We start from the raw sequence: 18,356 nt of genomic DNA, 5'->3' as shown, positions 1-18,356 counted from the left end.
TAAAATACACATAAAATTCAAATTTCGGAATGACTGACTGGTTTTACTAATTTTATCTTCTACACTACAAAAGTGCATTACACTTACATCGTGTGTTTTTATTTTTTCATCACTCTATAGATTTTTAAATACCTAAGAGAGAAACCATAAAAAAATTTTATAAATATTGTAAACATATTTAAGCTTTCGTCACCTGTACAAAAATTGAACTCATAAATTGCCTCGTCTCCTCTATCATCTTTTCAAGACGAAGAAAATCAGGTTCCCCAACGCCACTCAACAAAAGATCACTTGATACAAGTGGCATATCATTGAGATTAAGAATATCATTCAGGTAAAACCTGTACAATTTGACTCAAATTTGAATACAAGATACACACCTAGTGCAAATTTAAAATACATGGTTTATCGAGAAAATTGTACGATAAATTCTAAATTCATAATGCCACCAAAAATAATTTTCAAATTCCATAAATTTTTCGGCGACTTTTATTTTTCAATCAAAATACGCATTGTTACGTACTGCTTTTGCAACAACCTTTTTATCACAAAACGAGCAACTGTTATGCAAACTTCATTTTTTCTACCTTTTCAAAAAATAAAAATCTCTATCAATATCTCGTATTCGAATTAAAGCAAGGTATTCCCATATCCATGCATCTTTGCGATAGCATTTTAAAAAACTGAAACGAAACAGCAACAGGATCCTTGCTTCCTAATGACATTTAATCTTAGATCAACCGCATAAAGAGGTTTTCTCTGTCAGATATCTCTACATCTTCATCATGTTCATACAGCAAAATAAGATCGATAAGGGCATGAAAAAACTTATAAAATAAATCTGCATTCCCTTAGATGAAATACAAAAAACGAAAAAATATCTTTAAGGAAATAATAAAATAGCTCTAAATCCAGAATTTGTATTTTCAAGAAGCAGCTCACCTCCATGAAGTTTCATAACAGCCTTTGCTATGCTTAGACCAATTCCAAAACCAGGCTGAGTACGGCTTTCTTCAAGGCGAACAAATCGTTCTGTAACTTTTTCTAGTTTATCTTCTGCGATTCCTAATCCATTATCACAAACAACTACTAACAAATGTCCACCGCGATATTCCATTGATAAAGAAACCTCTGGTTTTTGGGAACCTTTAGATGCATATTTTATTGCATTATCAAGAAGATTAAAAATTGATTGTGCAACGAGTTCACGATTCAGCTTAAGCTCTTTATCAAAAGTATGCCCTAACTGAAGCAGAACACCTGATTCTTCGGCGAAAGGTTCATAAAGTTCAACTGCATCTTCGAGAATAGGTTTCATATTCATAGGCTCAAGATGTTCAATCGCTCTACTTGCCTCAATGCGCGAAATCATTAAAATGGCATTAAACGTACGAATAATATGATCTGATTCAGCAATAATGCCATCAAGTGCCTGTCGATATTCAAACTCTGTCTTTTTCCCTAAAAGGGCTTCTTCAGCACGATTTCTAAGACGCGTCAACGGTGTCTTAAGATCGTGAGCGATGTTATCTGAAACTTGTTGCAAACCAATATTTAATTCTTCGATACGATCTAACATAACATTAAGATTAGCTGATAATCGATCAAATTCATCTCCGACCCCAGAAACAGGCAAACGCCCACTAAAATCGCCTTCCATCAAATATTTAGATGCATCTGTTACATGGTCAATCCTTTGCAAAGCTCTCCTACCAACAAAGAACCATATCAATAAAGCTCCTGCAACCATTGCTGCAAGAGCAATCATCACTGCTTCACGAATAACCGCCACAAAGCGCTCTGGTTCGTCTAAATCGCGCCCCACAAGAATCTTCATAGCATTTGGCAAATCAAAAATAATTGCTAGAGCACGATGCTTACTTGTTTTCCCATTTTCTTCAAAACGCGAGTATAAAAAAGAACTAGAAAGAAACCCCTTCTGATTCAAAAGACCAAATTCAATACCCGCAACATTTCCCGCCAAAATGCGCCCCATAGGATCAGTGACAAGATAAAGGAAAGCCCCTGGTTGTCGTGAACGATAATTAATAGTACGCATCAACAAAGGCAATCCACCATAATTATAAGCGTTTTCAATACGCTCTAATTCTTCACGCAAAGCTTGTTCGGTTTGCTCTGTTAACAATGAAACAGAAAATGCAGTTATATAAATAGAAAGCCCTGCTGCCACTAAACCAAACAACAAGATGTAGAGTGCTGAAAGTCTTAGCGCTGTTGTGCGCATCATATTGATTAACCAGTTCATATTTTATTATCTGATGCTTTCAGCATATATCCAACTCCACGCACAGTATGAAGGAGTGGAACATCAAAATCTTTCTCAATTTTTGCTCTCAAACGAGATATATGGACGTCAATCACATTTGTTTGTGGATCAAAATGATAATCCCAAACATTTTCTAAAAGCATAGTGCGCGTAACAACTTGACCGGCATACCGCATCAAATATTCGAGCAACCTAAACTCACGTGGTTGCAACATAATGTTTCTGTCACCACGTTTTACCATATGTGTTAATCGATCGAGCTCAAGATTACCTACACAATAAACAGTTTCTACCTCTTTGGGATTTTTACGCCGCTGCAATACCTCAACACGAGCCAAAAGCTCTGAAAAAGCATAAGGCTTTGTCAAATAATCATCACCTCCAGCACGTAAACCCGTTACACGATCATTAACCTGTCCCAAAGCTGAAAGGATGAGAGCTGGTGTTTCATTACCCTTAGTGCGTAATTCGGAAATAATAGAGAGACCATCGCGATGCAAAAGCATCCGATCAACAACCATAACATCGTAATTTTCTGTTTCAGCTAAAGCATATCCAGTATCACCATCATAAGCGACATCAACTGAATGACCTGCCTCAAAAAAAGCTTTTTCTAGATAACGTCCCGTTTCACGATCATCTTCGATAACGAGTATCTTCATAAAATACATTTCCATTATTTTATAAATTAAGCTACAGGGCAGAAACACACATAATCTCTGCCCTATCATTAATAAATGCAATTATTTTTTTAAAATTGGAAGAGCAACGAAGCGATTCTGACCATCTGTTCGTATTTGTAAAAGTATGGCATTCCGTCCCATCTTTTGTGCATTTTTGATAGCATCGGTAATATCGGATGCTTTTTTAACAAATTTATTATTGACTGTCACAATTAAATCGCCAGGATGAATTCCCTTCTCTGCTGCATCTGAATCTGAATCTACATCGGTAACAACTAACCCTACACCATCATCAGAAAGAGCAACAACTAAGCCATAATCTTCTAATATTTCATCAGAATTATTACTTTTATTTAGCTGTTTTTTTCCCTTTTTAGCCGCTTCTTTTTCAGGCATCGAATCAAGTTTAACCTTAATACTTTCCTCTTTACCTGATCTCCAGACACCCAAAATCACTGTTTCCCCAGGCCTAATAGTTGCGATACGCTTTGCTAAATCGCGAACATCAGAAATCTTTTCACCATCCACAGAAATAATTGCATCGCCTGCTTTAATACCAGCCTTTTCTGCTGGTCCTTCTAATGGATCCGTAACCAAAACACCTTTAGCCTCTTTTAAACCAATTGAGTCAGAAATTTCCTTTGTTATAGATTGAATTTGAACCCCAAGCCAACCACGCTGAACAGAACCTTTTTCGATGAGTTGTTTTACAACTTTTTTAGCTGTTGTTGCCGGAATAGCAAAAGCAATTCCAACATTTCCTCCTGATGGAGAAAAAATTGCTGTATTAACTCCAACAACCTTTCCATTAAGATTAAAAGTTGGACCACCAGAGTTACCTCTATTGACAGCAGCATCAATTTGAATGAAATCATCATAAACATCTGTGCCAATCTCACGCCCACGTGCAGAAACAATACCCGCTGTCACAGTTCCACCAAGACCAAATGGATTACCTATAGCAACAACCCAATCACCAACATGAAGATTTGAATCATCACCAAAATCAACATAAGAAAATTTTCTTTTATCATCCACTTTTAACACTGCAAGATCGGTTCGCGAATCTGTTCCAATAAGTTTTGCATTCAGTTCTGTACCATCATCAAGGACAACTGAATAACTCGTTCCGTCAGCAATCACATGATGATTTGTAACAACATAGCCATCAGACGAGATAAAGAACCCTGATCCAAAAGCTAAAGGACGAAGTCTCTGCGAACGACGAGAATACTTATTCTGAGGTCTACTGCGTTCATAAAATTCTTCAAAAAACCTTTTCAAAGGATGTTGATCAGGAAATTGATCAAGCCCAGGAGGGCTAAAATAACCGCTAAAAAAACCATTTTCTTTTTTCTTGTTTCCTTTTACCTGTACTGAAACAACGGCAGATTTTACCTGAGAAACAATATCCGCAAATCCCTGTTGCGGTACCAAAGAGGGTGGAGTAGTTACAGAATTTGCATATGATGCTGTTATCCACAAGCTCGATTCATATCCACTAAAAAGTAGTGCACTTTCTAAAGTAGCAGAAAAACCCACTGCTGCTAATGTGGTGAAGAAAGTTCTTTTAACCATTTTGTATATACTCCTATCGGTAATATTTTATATCCTGATTACGCTCCATTATAAAATAGCAGACCTTACCGTTTTCTGTCCAAATTATTAAAGTTTTGTAATATTTGATAAAAATAACTAATATTCATAAATAAAACTCAACTATCAATGGAAATATACAAATTTTCTTCCCACGAATACAGATAACTACGTATATCTTAACCGCTTTTCTTCGCCTATGTTTCAAATGGTGACTTTTTATCCCCATATCTTCTTATTTGTAAAAATATGATACCTATTCCAATACTCATAATTATCAAAGGTGATAACCATAAAAACCACGTCGTTTTATTAAATTGCGGTTTCAATAAAATAAACTCACCATATTTTTCAACAAAAAAATCAATAACTTGCTGATTACTATAACCAATTTTCAATTTTTCACGAATTAAAAGTCGCAAATCGTAAGCAAAAGCAGAATCTGAATCGCTAATTGATTGATTTTGGCAAACCAAACAGCGCAAATATGATGCAATATCTTGCACACGCGATTCAAGAACTATATCCTGCAAAACTTCACCGGACTCCACCACTAATGTCATAGGGAAAAAGAAGACTACGAAAAGCAAAATCCTAAAAAACACCATTCTCATTTTGATACCTTATTAGAAAATCTCAAGTGAGAAGTAATTGTTGATGCCTCTTAACACGAAACCAATAGCCAAACAGAGAAAAACACCCACCTATAGCCATCATCAATGCACCCAACCAAATACAAACCACATAAGGCTTCCACCATATATACATAAAAAGTACTTGATTACTTATACGCCTCGGAACAATATATAATTGAGATAAACCATAATTTTGAATACCAACTTCTGTTGTCGACATGTTCTGACTTGGATAGAACCGTTTTGATGCTACTATATTGTGCACTACTTTTTTGTTCTCATATGCTAAAAAATTAAACTCTATTTCAGAATAATTTGAACCGTTTTTTTCCTGTATTTTTTCAAAAAAAACAGTCTTACCCGCTATCTCAACTGTATCCCCAACACGCATAGCCAGTGCTCGTTCCTGCGTAAAAGTTGTGGTACAAATAATACCAAACAATGTAACGCCTAATCCCATATGGGCTATTGTAGATCCAAAAGCTGGTAATGGCAACCTAATAAGTCTTTTGACCCTCACTAAAAATGTTGTATTGTACCCACTCTTTCTCCAAAAATCAGCTAGGCTACCTAAAAAAACAAAAACTGAAAGCCCAATCCCTAAAGCTGCAAAAATATCATGCAAAGATGCTGTATAAAATGTTACAAAGAGGGCCACGCAAACGAATGCAAATACAAACCATAACCGTTCAAATACCGCGAGAAAATCTCCACGTTTCCATGCCATAATTGGTCCAAATGGAACTAATATCAACAATAATACCATTAAAGGCCCACAAGTGAGATTGAAAAAGGCTGCGCCTACAGAAATTCTCTTCCCAGTTAATATTTCGACAAAATAAGGATAGAGCGTACCAATTAATACCGTCGCTGCTATTGTTATAAGCAACAAATTGTTTAAAACAATCAAGCCTTCACGCGAAATTGGCTCAAATAACCTTCCTATTTTTAAAACAGGTACTCGCACAAAAAAGAGAAAAAAAGCTCCTCCTGTAAAAAAAAACAAAATAGCGAGCATCGCCTGTCCCTGCACTGGATCAATAGCAAAGCTATGAACAGACATTAAAAGATTGGAACGCACAAGGAAAGTACCCATAAGAGAAAGAGAAAAAGTAAGAATAGATAAAAATAAAGTCCAACCTTTCAGTGTATTCCTTTTTTCAAGAACAAGAATAGAATGCAAAAGAGCTGTTCCTGAAAGCCAAGGCATAAACGAAATATTTTCAACTGGATCCCAAAACCAATACCCACCCCAGCCTAGCTCATAATAAGCCCAATAAGATCCAACCATAATACCAAGTGTCAAAAAAATCCAAGAAAGAAGAACCCAAGGACGAACCCAGTATGCCCAAACCTTATCAACATGTCCTACAATTAAGGCAGCTATTGCAAAAGAAAAACAAACAGAAAACCCAACATAACCCAAATAAAGAAGCGGGGGATGAATAGCTAAAGAGATATCTTGCAAAAGAGGATTGAGATCATTTCCCTGTAACGCTGGTGGATTAATACGTGAAAATGGATTAGATACAAAAAGAATAAATACAAGAAAGGCACTTATGATCCAACTTTGGCAAACCAAAGATAATTCTTTGATATATTTCGGTAAATTCTGGCTAAACGATGCAATCAATATACTAAAAAATGTTAAAATTAAAACCCATAATAACATGGATCCTTCGTGATTACCCCAAACGCCAACAACTTTATAAAGCATTGGTTTTTCTGAATGAGAATTTTCGACAACATTCAAAACAGAAAAATCAGATACTATGTAAGCATGAGAAATAATCAAAAAAGATAATAATACTAATGTAAAAGTAACATATGTTAAAGGAATAGCTGTATATGCTAACGAACGTCTTCTCCATAAAATACCCAAAGCGGGCAAAAATACTTGCAGCAAACTAACTGCAAATGCTGCCGCTAAAAAAATATGGCCAAGTTCAACGAGCACGATGAAATTATTTCTCCATACTGTAACGCTTGTTCAATTTGTCCGCTGTTTTTTTAGACATATAAATCTCATCGTGCTTGGCTAAAATACGTGTACCTATAAAAAAACCTTGTTTATCAAAATGTCCTTCTACAATAACTCCCTGACCTTCACGAAAAAGATCCGGTAATATACCATTGAAAACAATTTTTTCGTGCTTTGTATTATCAGTCACGAAAAAAATAACCTTCATATCTCCAACATATTCAATAGTTCCTTTTTCTACAATCCCCCCTAAACGCAAAGAGCGCCCTGTGAAAATATCTTCTCTTGTGATTTCAGATGGTGTTCGAAAAAAACTTATCGTATTACGCATTGCATACAAAATAAGAACCGCCGCAACACCCATGATAAAAAGGCATAGTAAAACTGCGACCAATCGTTTTTTTTTTCGCTGCTCTAAAATAGCTTTCAATGAAGGGAAGTGCTTTGAAGATTGTTTGTCCATAAATTGTCTAAAAAACCCTTTACTGTAAATGCTCTATATAGGCATTAAATCATTGCTCATATACCTCATATTCTGAATAAAATCACATATCTCGCATATAGATGCAACTTCTTATCCAATATCTCTAGAGCTCTTAATATAGGTTGAAGCCTTAAGAAAATTACCACTTTGTTGTTCTCTGAACAATCTAGTCAGATGAACCACGAAGTTTAGCTATCATTTCTTCAATACGCAATCTCCCTGCACAATCTTTTGGCATTGTATCAAGAAAATTTTGTAAAAACTGTGCCGCCTGTTCAGATTTTCCTGCTTGGTGCAATGCATCAGCTAACAATAAACGAGAGTAAAAATCATTTGGTTCTAAATCTGCTGCTTTTTGAAAAGCATTTTGCGCTTCCTGTGTAATTATTCCACCCTCATAACCAACTAATGCTAATCCATACCCAACAAGCCTTGGAGCCGATTCTCCATTCAAACGCAGAGAATCCAAATAAGTATTTACCGCATTCTGAAAATATCCTCTCTCAAGATATTCTATTGCCAACGCATCCGCTAATTTGCCATCGTTTGGTGTCCGAAAAAATAGTACTTGCAAACGGACAAGCTGCTCACTCTTGCTTAAAATACCGGGATCTTTGTCCATTAATTCACTAAAAAAATAGCTTCTAATTTCTGGATTTCCAGTCAGACAGTAAACACAAGATGTCACAATAAAAACAAATAAAATACTAAGAACTTTAAGAATGTGTGCATTTTTACAATGCCTATCAGTTACAATAGAGCACATACAACTTCTATGAATACCGAGAGATGAAATTCGCCTATCTCCATTCACTCGACAATCAAGAGAAAGAATAAAAAAAAGTAAAGTTGCCAAAAAAAGAAAAAAAAGTGTAGCAAAAATTAACAGTTCCATATTATTTTTGTACCAATAAAGTAAAAGAAAATGTAATCAGCCATCTTCCTTATTAGTCAAAGGAAGGATTTAAATAAACAGAAGGCTATCATAGTACTGCAAAAACTATCATCAATTTATCTAGTGTACACAAAACAATAAAAAATTATTTTTACATCCTTCTTATAAAAATATGTAACCTTTGATATTAAAAGGGGCGCTTCCTTGCCGCAATACAATGCAACTTCATTTTTGCAAGCCTTGATATACGCATTTTAAAAGAAAGGAAACCTCTTCACCGTCTTGGTAATATAACTTTTGCACACAGTCCTCCTAAACTAGACCGTGATAGCAAAAAATTTCCTCCATATTCATTAACCATATCTGAGACTATTGCTAATCCCAGACCTGTCCCAGGCTTACTTTCATCAAATCGACGCCCCCTCTTAGAGGCTTCTTCAATTTGTTCTTCTGTTAAACCAAAGCCATCATCCTCAACAAGAATACTGAAAAATTTAGCCTCTTCAACATCTTCTTCTAAGCAACAGGAAACTAAAACTTTTTTACGGGACCACTGAGCAGCATTCTCAATTAAATTACCTACAATTTCCTCTAGATCTTCCTTTTCTCCAGAAAAAATAATATCATCTACATCTATCACAAATTGAAATTGTTTATCGGGATTGAGCTTCTCCATAACACACATCAAATGACTAACTACTTTATAAACAGATGTATTATAAATAATGCTATCATATTGTGCTGCAATTCGCGCACGTTGTAAATAATGGTTTATTTGTGTCTGCATTATTTTTGTCTGCTCTCTCAATAAAACAGCTTGTTCTCCGCGCATTTTGTCAGCCTCATTCATGATCACTGACAAAGGCGTTTTTAATGAATGAGCAAGGTTTCCAACCTGCATCCGAAATCGTTCAATGATGCGCTGATTGTTATTAATAAGAGCATTCATCTCCTTTGCTAAGGGTTTTACTTCACTCACTAAATCCGTGTTCACATAACTAACTTTATTCTCACGAATATCATTTAATGCTTGTCGGATCATCCTTAATGGTTGAAAGCTAAAAAAGATAATAGCAATGTTTATAAGAACACTACCAATGCCAAAACTCCAAAGAAAAATCTGCAATGTTTTCTTAAATTCTTGCACTTGTGCATGTGCTTCATCAATATTTCCTATAAGACGGAAACGTGCAACATGATTCTGATCATCAAGCACAACATCACTTTCGATAACTTGCAGGTTCTGACTATTAGTTCCCTTTATCTGATAAGACCGAAAAAAATTATTATCAAAGGGTATATCGATATCACTTGGTGCAACTATTTTTACAGCTCTTAATGATGGAGATTTCAAATTTCCTTGTAAATTGGGTGATACAGCAATAACCTCCCAATACCATCCAGAGGTTGAATCTGAATAACGAATATCATCGATACCAAAACTCTCTCTCAAATTTCCCTCAGGGGATACATTTACCCTCGCAATAAGACTATAAAGATGAGCAAAGAGAACGCGCTTTAAGCTTTGTTCGCTGAAACGCTGATAAAACAAAATACTAACCGCAGAAATTGATGAAAGTGAAATAACAACCCACAATGTAGATAAAATCATAACACGCAAGCTAAGAGACCTGCAAATAAGAAAAAATATTCTTCTCAGCAAATTTTTATTTTCTAAAATTTTCATTAATCACCTAGCGTTCTCGCTCGGTATCCCATTCCTCGAACAGTTTCAATCAAGTCTACCCCAAGTTTTTTTCGTAACCGCCCTATAAAAACTTCAACTGTATTCGAATCTTTATCAAAATCTTGATTATAAATATGTTCAGTAAGTTCGGTCCTTGAAACCACCTTATCACGATGGTGCATAAGATATGAGAGAAGTCTGAATTCATATGATGTCAATTTAATCAACTGACCGTTAACAAAAACACGAGAAGTTTTAGTATCCAATAAGACCTTCCCACAATGTAATGCGCTTGTTGCATGCCCCGTAGCGCGACGAATTAATGCACGCAATCGTGCGATAACTTCCTCCAAATGAAACGGCTTAACAACATAATCATCAGCACCCGCATCAATACCAAGCACCTTATCAGACCAACGATCTCGCGCTGTTAGTATTAAAATAGGCATTAAACACCCTTCTTTGCGCCATTTTTCAACAACGCGAATTCCATCTAAACGCGGTAAACCGATATCAAGAATTACTGCATCGTAAGAATCTGTACTTCCTAAAACATAAGCCTCCTCACCATCAAAAGCACTATCAGAAACATAGCCAGCATTTCTTATAGCTTCCGCTAGTTGATGATTAAGATCCCTATCGTCTTCGACAACTAAAATACGCATCACAATACCAGAAAAGAACTAATCAGCAGGAATAGAGATTTCAACACGACTCAACTTTTTACCCTTATGAGCAGGAACAATAACAACAACAATACATATATTCCTCCCATCCTGAACAATATGTTTTGAACTCATTAGTACACCATTTTGTTGCGCAGCAACCATCCTACCCACTTCAGTACACTCAGCAGCTAAAACAAAATCTGTACCAAAAAGAATTACAATCATTATAAATAAGAAGAATCTTTTTATCATAGACGATTTTATAACCTATTCTACTTGAACATAAGATGAATAATTTTTACCTATTTTATGACCATAACAAAAAGCTGCCCAGCTGTTACATAGAAAAATGTTAAGCAAATATTGCTTAATCTTAATAACTTAAAAATTAAATTTTCTTACAAGATGTGCTAAAATTATAAAAGTTTAGACTGAGACACACTTCACAAAGTATAGACATTGTACTCTTAGTTTAAGTGGCTTTTTCTTTTGCTACGCCGTAGAAAAACAGTATTTTTACTCCATATAATAATTACAGATTTGTTTTGTTGCGTTACTTTGCAAGTGGATCTGTTTAAATGTCTAATTTTTTAAAAAAAAAGAAAGCAAAGCACAACCCGCTATTTCACAGTCCTACATTGATTGAATTAGATGCTCGACTAGACACAACGTTTTACCACATCCTCTCAGCTAATAGTCTCTTCTGGAAAAAGGCAAAGATCATCTCACAGCACCTTCATATACGGGGATGGAAACGTTTTATAGTCGAAATTCTTGATGAAGCACTAACATTAGGATTAATTGGTTTTACCCTTTTTACCATCATAGGAATTTCTGTTTTTGAATTAACCAAAAAAGATTGGTATTCGCCTAAAAATTTTTCCGTTCTTTTTTTAGATAAGTACGGAAATCCTATCGGTTACCGTGGTGCATTGCCTGCCGTATCTGTCCCCGTAGAAGAAATGCCAAACTACGTTATCAAAGCAGTTCTTGCAACAGAAGATCGACGTTTCTTTGATCATTGGGGTATTGATTTATATGGCCTCACACGAGCAATCTCACAGAACTTGCAGGCTAATAGTGTAGTTCAAGGTGGTTCAACACTTACACAACAACTAGCTAAAAATTTATTCTTGACAAATGAAAGAACCATAAAACGCAAAATCAAAGAAGCCTATCTTGCTCTTTGGTTAGAAGCAAATTTCAGCAAAAAACAAATTTTACAACTTTATCTTGATCGTGCATATATGGGAGGAAATAATTTTGGTATCGCCGCAGCTGCAAAGTTTTATTTTCATAAAAATATACGCAACGTATCCCTTAGCGAATCTGCTATGCTAGCAGGACTCTTTAAAGCCCCAACCAAATACGCTCCCCATAGTAATCCATTGGCAGCTCAAACACGTGCTAATATAGTTCTTTCTAACCTCGTTGATAGTGGTTTCATGACTGATAGCGAGATCATAAATGCCTATCGCCATCCTGCAAAGGCTGTTGCACAAATAAAAAATAATCAGCCTGATTATTTTCTTGACTGGGTATTCGAAGAAATAAAAAAATTGAGTGGACAACTTCCAAGCCACACTCTAATTGTTCAAACAACTCTCGACCAAAATATTCAAAGAGCAGCAGAAGAATCAATCACGTATCATCTACATCAGTATGGTCAGCAATATCACGCAACACAAGCCGCCGCTGTCATTATCGATAATAACGGAGCGGTACGCGCAGTTGTTGGGGGAATAGATTATAGCAAAAGCCAATTCAACAGGGCAACGCAAGGTGGCAGACAGCCTGGTTCTTCATTCAAACCTTACGTTTATGCCGTTGCAATGGAACGTGGCTTATCTCCTTCCACAATAGTCCCAGATGCTCCCATTAACTGGGGAGGATGGTCACCAAGAAATAATTCCGGTCGCTACATTGGTAAAGTCGATTTAGCAACTGCTTTAGCTTTTTCTATAAATACAGTTCCAGTTTATATTACGTACCGATATCTTAACGGTGATATCCAATTGATTATAAATTTAATTAAAAACATGGGTATTAATGCCCATATTTTATCACACAAAACCATGATCCTTGGCACATCCAATATGACGCCAATGGATCAAGCCACTGGTTTCAATGTTTTTGCTAATGGAGGTATGGCTGGAAATCGTCATGGTTTTACACAAATTAAAACAACAGATGGAAATGTAATATGGGACTGGGAACATGATGGAAATAAACCATACAGAGTTATTACTGGACAATCAGCAGCTTATATGAATCAAATGATGGTTGGTGTAACAACACGAGGATCAGGAAAACGTGCCGCTTTACCCATGACCCTTGTAGCTGGAAAAACTGGAACATCACAAGCATATCGTGATGCGTGGTTTGTTGGGTTTACTGGTAATTACACTGGAGCTGTATGGATGGGTAATGACGACTTTTCACCAATGCATCGCGCTTTTGGTGGTGGTATTCCTGCTATGATATGGCATCATATTATGCTCTCTGCACATCAAAATATAATGATTAAACAGCTTTATGGTGTCAAAAACTCTCTTCTCCCTTATCAGCAACGGACGCTTCCTTTTACCAATAATTCCGAATTTACATCCCAAATACCATACACACTCTCACCTGAAACATTGAAGATTATACTATTAATTAATGAAGATTTAAAAAATGCCTCTGCAATATCCTCAAAGGTAGAGACTATTGGAACTTCAACACTTTAAATTCAAGATGTTCAATCATGTTTCTTAATATTACTATTCCTCTTTTAATCGTTGCTTTTTCCATTTTATCTGGAACAATGAGTGTTAACTATGTTCTTAACTCTTTCAATAATTTTGGACGTTTCAGGATTGGTGAATGGAGCGCTTACCCACAAGTTGGCACAACACAAACCGATCCCTATACCAAGGCACGAACTGCAAAACGCGGTGACATTTCACTTGGACGTACAGAGGGGCTTATTTTTCAAATTTGGAAAGACAATTATGGACACCCTTTGTATCCAAATTGCCATTATTTGCTCAAAGGCCATATCCCAGAATCTCGTCTCTTTACTCTTTATACAGCTGACCATCTCCTAAAACCGTATATTTCATTAGATGACGTACCTTTTAAACTCTACACTGACAATATCGTTTACGAGAATGATGGCTCATTACGTGTTAACATTTCCTCAACACCGCAAACAGGGAATTGGCTTGCAACTGTTAGCTCTAAAAATTTTGGACTTATTCTCACTTTATATGACACTCCAATTATCTCTGCAACGGAATTACAAAAACTGACAATGCCATCTGTTGAACAAATTCCTTCTGGACAAAAAAACTGTGACTAAATTTATTTACACCGCACTTCTTGCAATCATTGGTGCTGTCATTGTTCATATTTGTATTCTACTTTTTATTCCATATTCCACACAAGATAACATATGGAAACACCTTAATAAATCGGAAGATTTCTATAAATTTGTTGACTTGGATCCTGATAACTCCATTCGTCAGTCTGCTGATCCATTTTTTCTTCTTAAAGTCTGTAGGTTTAATCTCGCAAATGGCCCTGTTTATTTTGAATCTTTGAAAACAACACAATTTTGGTCACTATCAACCTATACTCGTAACGGCATTATTTTCTACAGCCTGAATGACAGAACTACCCCTAACTCCACACTCGACCTTATCGTTGGGAAACCTATACAAATCATAGAACTTAAAAAATCAAAATCTAAAAACAATACAAATTCAGTTCTAGTTGCTAAAAACTTAAATGAAGGTTTTGCTATTTTGCGTATTTTCGCTTCCTCTCCATTAGAAAAAAAAGAAGCGGAATCTTTTCTTTCGTCCGCAACATGTAGCATTCTCAATAAATAAAATAACACCCGTCTTCAACTGCATAATTACTCTACTTTTGCAAATTTTCCTTAAAATACTAATCTTCAAATGCACCTATAATCAATAAAACTCACAAGAAAAGCTATTAAAAGTTGATACAGTATCACTCATCCTTGACCGCGAAAACAATTGCTTTACTTTTGTTATACAGTTGAAATTTTTATCGGATATGAAATTTGAAAAGTTTTTTCATGCTTCAATATTAAGGAAAAAGTTTAATGAAAAAAAAGTATGTTTGGTTCATCTCAAAGGCAGCAGTATGGTCGCCACGTTTTGGTGGTTTAGCATTATTGATTTTATTATTTGCAATACTCTTACAGCGCTTCTCTGCTATTAATTTCACAGATTTTATAATTTTGATAGTAATTTCTTCTTGCTGTATTATTGTTTCTCTTTTCCTTGCTATAAAAGCTCTTTACAGTCTATGGCTACATGGAATTCAAGGTGGAATGAAGGCTTTAAGAGGTATCCTTTATTCGTTTGTAACTGCCACACCATTAGTACTATTTTTTTGGTTTTGGTTTACCTTTCCGGCTCTTCATGATATTTCGACCGATACACGAAGACCTCCAGCTTTTTTCAAAACTGTGCGCCCTAGTAATGCTTTACCTCTCAAAAATATTTTAATTGAACAGGAAACATTGCAGATGAGCAAATGGCCAGAAATGTCAGGGCGCCGTTATGATGGCTCGCCTGATCGTATTCGAAAATCCATTCTCAATGTTTTAGCAGCGTATGATTGGCCCGTTATTGCTCAGAGAGAGTTCAAAGGTGAAGAAGATGAGCTTTATATCGAAACCGTAGCAAAAACTTTTTATCTTGGCTTTGTTTCAGACATTATAATTCGCTTAATAGATGAAGGAGATACTACTTTTGTTGATATGCGCTCTGCTTCACGCCATTTACCAAGAGATTTTGGCACAAATGCAACTTTTATTATCAACTTCATGGATGCACTCGATACAGAAGTAGCTTCACTTCCTCTTTCTGAAAATGATGAGTAAAAAATGCATTTTTACTCTTATTAACGGGAGCTGTTCTGCCAAAAGCGTAATAAAATTAAATTGATCTGTTCCAAATAGTAATATTTCCTACTGTCTTAATTTATCATCAATTAGCGTCATGGAACAATTTCAAAAAGGAACGGTTCAACTTTAAGATACAAAGAAAAAATATCTTTTATTAAGAAAATTTATGAAATATATTGACTTGCGTCGAAAATGTATGGGCGACTTCTTGTAGTTTATAGAACCGCTTCTTTTACTTTAATCCATAATCAAATACAATGCTGTAGTAAGGTTTATTTGAGCCATGAATAAAAATGTATCATTTATTAGTAAATTTAAAAATCTATCTGCAGTATATTCCCCTTTGTGCGTTGGATTAGATCCTACATCTGAAGCTCTAGAAGCATGGTGTGGTCGCGATAATTTAGACGCTCTTGAAAAATATTGCATCGAATATCTCAATATTTTAGTTGGAAAATTGGCTATCATAAAACCACAGCTTGCTTTTTTTGAAAGATTTGGATCTGGAGGATTTAAAGTACTGGAAAAGGTTATCAGCATCTGTCGCGATAATAATATCTTAATTCTCTTAGATGCAAAACGTGGTGATATAGGTACAACAATGGATGGATATGCTCAAGCATATTTTGATATGGAAAGTAAGCTAAGGGTGGATGCAGTAACAACAACCCCTTTTCTTGGATTTGATACTCTCTTGCCTTTGATAAATGCAGCAGCAAAAAGTGGTGCTTACGTTTTTGTTGTAACAGTTTCCTCAAATCCAGAGGGAAGATATTTTCAGAGCGCTCTGGTTAACAATGTAGCTTTGTATCAACATTTAGCGAATGATATTAAGAAAATCAATACAGAACTCTATCCTGATATAAAACCCTGTGGTGCTGTTGTTGGTGCAACGCAAGCAAATTTGCCTGATAATTTTTATGAAACACTTAATAGTGCATTGTTGCTCAGCCCAGGGATTGGCAGCCAAGGAGCTACGATGGAAGACTTATATGCTCGCCCTGTGACAAAAAATATTATTCCTACCATTTCTCGAGTATTATCATCCTTAGGAAACGACAAAGATAATATACTATCCATTTTAAATAAATACAAAGCCATGTCTATGAATTTATTAAAATGATATTTTTATGAATAAATTCAATTTATTGATTGAACTTATTCAAATATATAATTAAGATAATTTTAAAAAGAAATTCTGAAAAATTAGACTCAAAGACTACTATAGGAAAAATTCTTTTTATGTGCTGCATGCTAAGAGACTTAATTTAATAAAGTTAATGCTCTACACTCCATTTTAGTAAATTCAACTGCTTAGTAGCAGATATTTTCTCGTGATTTGTTTCATGCTGCAAAAACGTATCCTGGTTGATATCCTTTTGCATACGGTCCAACAGTGTACGACTAAAAAAATGTGGCATACGATACCATTCCTAAAAAGACAAAGAAGAGCTAATTTTAAAACATATGCTTTTCTGAAAATTCCTTCCCAGACTGCAAAAACACATGCAACAAATTCAGAAATAAAAGTATCATAACTTAAAATTTCTCTAAATAAGTAGGGGATAGCATAGCATAATTTCGTATCAAAAAAGCAGACAGAAAAAATTGCAACAGAATCATACTAAAACTATAACAAGATTTGAGATATTGAAAATAACTCAACGAAATCAACATCACATGTTATACGAAACTCGCTGATTTCACCAGATCTTGGCTGGGGTACCTGGATTCGAACCAGGGAATGCCGGTACCAAAAACCGGTGCCTTACCGCTTGGCTATACCCCAAAAAAAAACCTCGTGCATACGTTTGCACCTTATAGCAATTACAATGATTGTACGCAATATCTGAAATCAAAGCTCTTGTTTTTTTGTCATACAATCAACCTGTCTACAACGACAAAAAATCTACTGTTGAAATTAGAGATTGTTTATAATTTAAAAAATAAATCCATATATCTAATAAATTGTTTTTTATTTTCTGTACCTTAATATTTTATTTGCTTATTTCATTATAGGTATAAAATGCTAATTTTGTACTTTATATGGTATGTTTTATACACTGTTGTTAACCACAGATTATTGTGCTTTTTAATGCATCCAAGGCTTAACTGCCAAAATAAGATAAAAAAAGAACTAAAAGATTCTGTACGTTGATGTTTTTTACTTTCTTTTATCGCATTCTTAACGTTTATATATCTAGCGTGAACACTTTTTTAAAAAATTACATGGCAAGACAAACATGAAGAGAATATACTAGAATTATCACAGCAGAGCTAATAAACCAATATGTGTAAATAAGAAAACTACCATTCGATTTATGTGTAATATCCTAATGTAAAAAATCAATTGTGACCTATAAATAAACAAAAATAATTTATTTCCAATTTTATGTACAAAAAACAACAAATTATTCAATAAATAAGCTGGAAAAAATTAGTAAATAAGGATACTTTGTAAAATATTTTAAACAATTTTTTAATGCTTAATCAAAACGCCCATAAATATTGAAATT

Annotated in this window: 15 protein-coding genes and 1 tRNA gene; 5 read left to right on the top strand and 11 right to left on the bottom strand. The window is 35.1% G+C overall.

Annotation, left to right across the window (positions count from 1 at the left end; genetic code table 11):
• Positions 1 to 883 precede the first annotated feature (883 nt).
• The 10 genes from V4P54_RS01200 to V4P54_RS01155 all read right to left on the bottom strand — a co-directional run bounded on the left by V4P54_RS01200 (position 884) and on the right by V4P54_RS01155 (position 11,141).
• The gene (locus tag V4P54_RS01200; RefSeq protein ID WP_455477339.1) at positions 884 to 2,266 is read right to left on the bottom strand and encodes an ATP-binding protein; all 1,383 of its coding nucleotides are present in this window, start codon (positions 2,264 to 2,266) and stop codon (positions 884 to 886) included.
• Entirely contained in the window at positions 2,263 to 2,949 is a 687-nt protein-coding gene (locus V4P54_RS01195; RefSeq protein ID WP_455477338.1) for a winged helix-turn-helix domain-containing protein, read from the bottom strand. Before V4P54_RS01195 ends, V4P54_RS01200 begins: the two co-directional genes overlap by 4 nt.
• Positions 2,950 to 3,030: 81 nt before the next feature.
• Positions 3,031 to 4,548 (bottom strand): Do family serine endopeptidase, encoded by a 1,518-nt coding sequence (locus tag V4P54_RS01190; protein ID WP_455477337.1) that lies wholly within the window; start codon positions 4,546 to 4,548, stop codon positions 3,031 to 3,033.
• 215 nt (positions 4,549 to 4,763) lie between these two features.
• Positions 4,764 to 5,174, bottom strand: coding sequence for a cytochrome c-type biogenesis protein (locus V4P54_RS01185; RefSeq protein ID WP_455477336.1), 411 nt, complete (start codon positions 5,172 to 5,174; stop codon positions 4,764 to 4,766).
• A gap of 28 nt (positions 5,175 to 5,202) precedes the next feature.
• A complete protein-coding gene (locus tag V4P54_RS01180; protein ID WP_455477335.1) occupies positions 5,203 to 7,158 on the bottom strand; it encodes a heme lyase CcmF/NrfE family subunit in 1,956 nt (651 codons plus the stop codon).
• A gap of 7 nt (positions 7,159 to 7,165) precedes the next feature.
• Positions 7,166 to 7,645 carry a cytochrome c maturation protein CcmE gene (gene ccmE, locus V4P54_RS01175; RefSeq protein ID WP_455477334.1) on the bottom strand — a complete coding sequence of 160 codons (480 nt, stop codon included), beginning with the start codon at positions 7,643 to 7,645 and terminating at the stop codon, positions 7,166 to 7,168.
• A gap of 187 nt (positions 7,646 to 7,832) precedes the next feature.
• On the bottom strand, positions 7,833 to 8,561 hold the full coding sequence (locus V4P54_RS01170; RefSeq protein ID WP_455477333.1) for a tetratricopeptide repeat protein: 729 nt from the start codon (positions 8,559 to 8,561) through the stop codon (positions 7,833 to 7,835).
• A gap of 274 nt (positions 8,562 to 8,835) precedes the next feature.
• Positions 8,836 to 10,248 carry an ATP-binding protein gene (locus V4P54_RS01165; RefSeq protein WP_455477332.1) on the bottom strand — a complete coding sequence of 471 codons (1,413 nt, stop codon included), beginning with the start codon at positions 10,246 to 10,248 and terminating at the stop codon, positions 8,836 to 8,838.
• Entirely contained in the window at positions 10,248 to 10,913 is a 666-nt protein-coding gene (locus V4P54_RS01160) for a response regulator transcription factor (protein WP_455477331.1), read from the bottom strand. Before V4P54_RS01160 ends, V4P54_RS01165 begins: the two co-directional genes overlap by 1 nt.
• Positions 10,914 to 10,931: 18 nt before the next feature.
• The gene (locus V4P54_RS01155; RefSeq protein ID WP_455477330.1) at positions 10,932 to 11,141 is read right to left on the bottom strand and encodes a hypothetical protein; all 210 of its coding nucleotides are present in this window, start codon (positions 11,139 to 11,141) and stop codon (positions 10,932 to 10,934) included.
• A gap of 353 nt (positions 11,142 to 11,494) precedes the next feature.
• Here V4P54_RS01155 and V4P54_RS01150 point away from each other — a divergent pair, with 353 nt between their 5' ends.
• From V4P54_RS01150 to pyrF, 5 genes are all read left to right on the top strand, one after another.
• Positions 11,495 to 13,645, top strand: coding sequence for a transglycosylase domain-containing protein (locus V4P54_RS01150; protein ID WP_455477329.1), 2,151 nt, complete (start codon positions 11,495 to 11,497; stop codon positions 13,643 to 13,645).
• A gap of 17 nt (positions 13,646 to 13,662) precedes the next feature.
• Positions 13,663 to 14,259, top strand: a complete 597-nt coding sequence (locus tag V4P54_RS01145; RefSeq protein ID WP_455477328.1) for a DUF1214 domain-containing protein — start codon at positions 13,663 to 13,665, stop codon at positions 14,257 to 14,259.
• The gene (locus tag V4P54_RS01140; RefSeq protein WP_455477327.1) at positions 14,252 to 14,791 is read left to right on the top strand and encodes a DUF1254 domain-containing protein; all 540 of its coding nucleotides are present in this window, start codon (positions 14,252 to 14,254) and stop codon (positions 14,789 to 14,791) included. Before V4P54_RS01145 ends, V4P54_RS01140 begins: the two co-directional genes overlap by 8 nt.
• A 239-nt stretch (positions 14,792 to 15,030) precedes the next feature.
• On the top strand, positions 15,031 to 15,816 hold the full coding sequence (locus V4P54_RS01135) for a DUF1499 domain-containing protein (protein ID WP_455477326.1): 786 nt from the start codon (positions 15,031 to 15,033) through the stop codon (positions 15,814 to 15,816).
• A gap of 307 nt (positions 15,817 to 16,123) precedes the next feature.
• Complete coding sequence (gene pyrF / locus V4P54_RS01130) at positions 16,124 to 16,963, top strand: orotidine-5'-phosphate decarboxylase (RefSeq protein WP_455477325.1); 840 nt, start codon at positions 16,124 to 16,126, stop codon at positions 16,961 to 16,963.
• Positions 16,964 to 17,554: 591 nt separating this feature from the next.
• Here pyrF and V4P54_RS01125 read toward each other — a convergent pair.
• A tRNA-Gln gene (locus V4P54_RS01125) sits at positions 17,555 to 17,629 on the bottom strand.
• Between the last annotated feature and the right edge of the window lie 727 nt (positions 17,630 to 18,356).

The sequence above is a fragment of the Bartonella sp. B41 genome (genome assembly GCF_053795765.1).
This window is presented reverse-complemented; position numbering and strand designations above follow the sequence as displayed.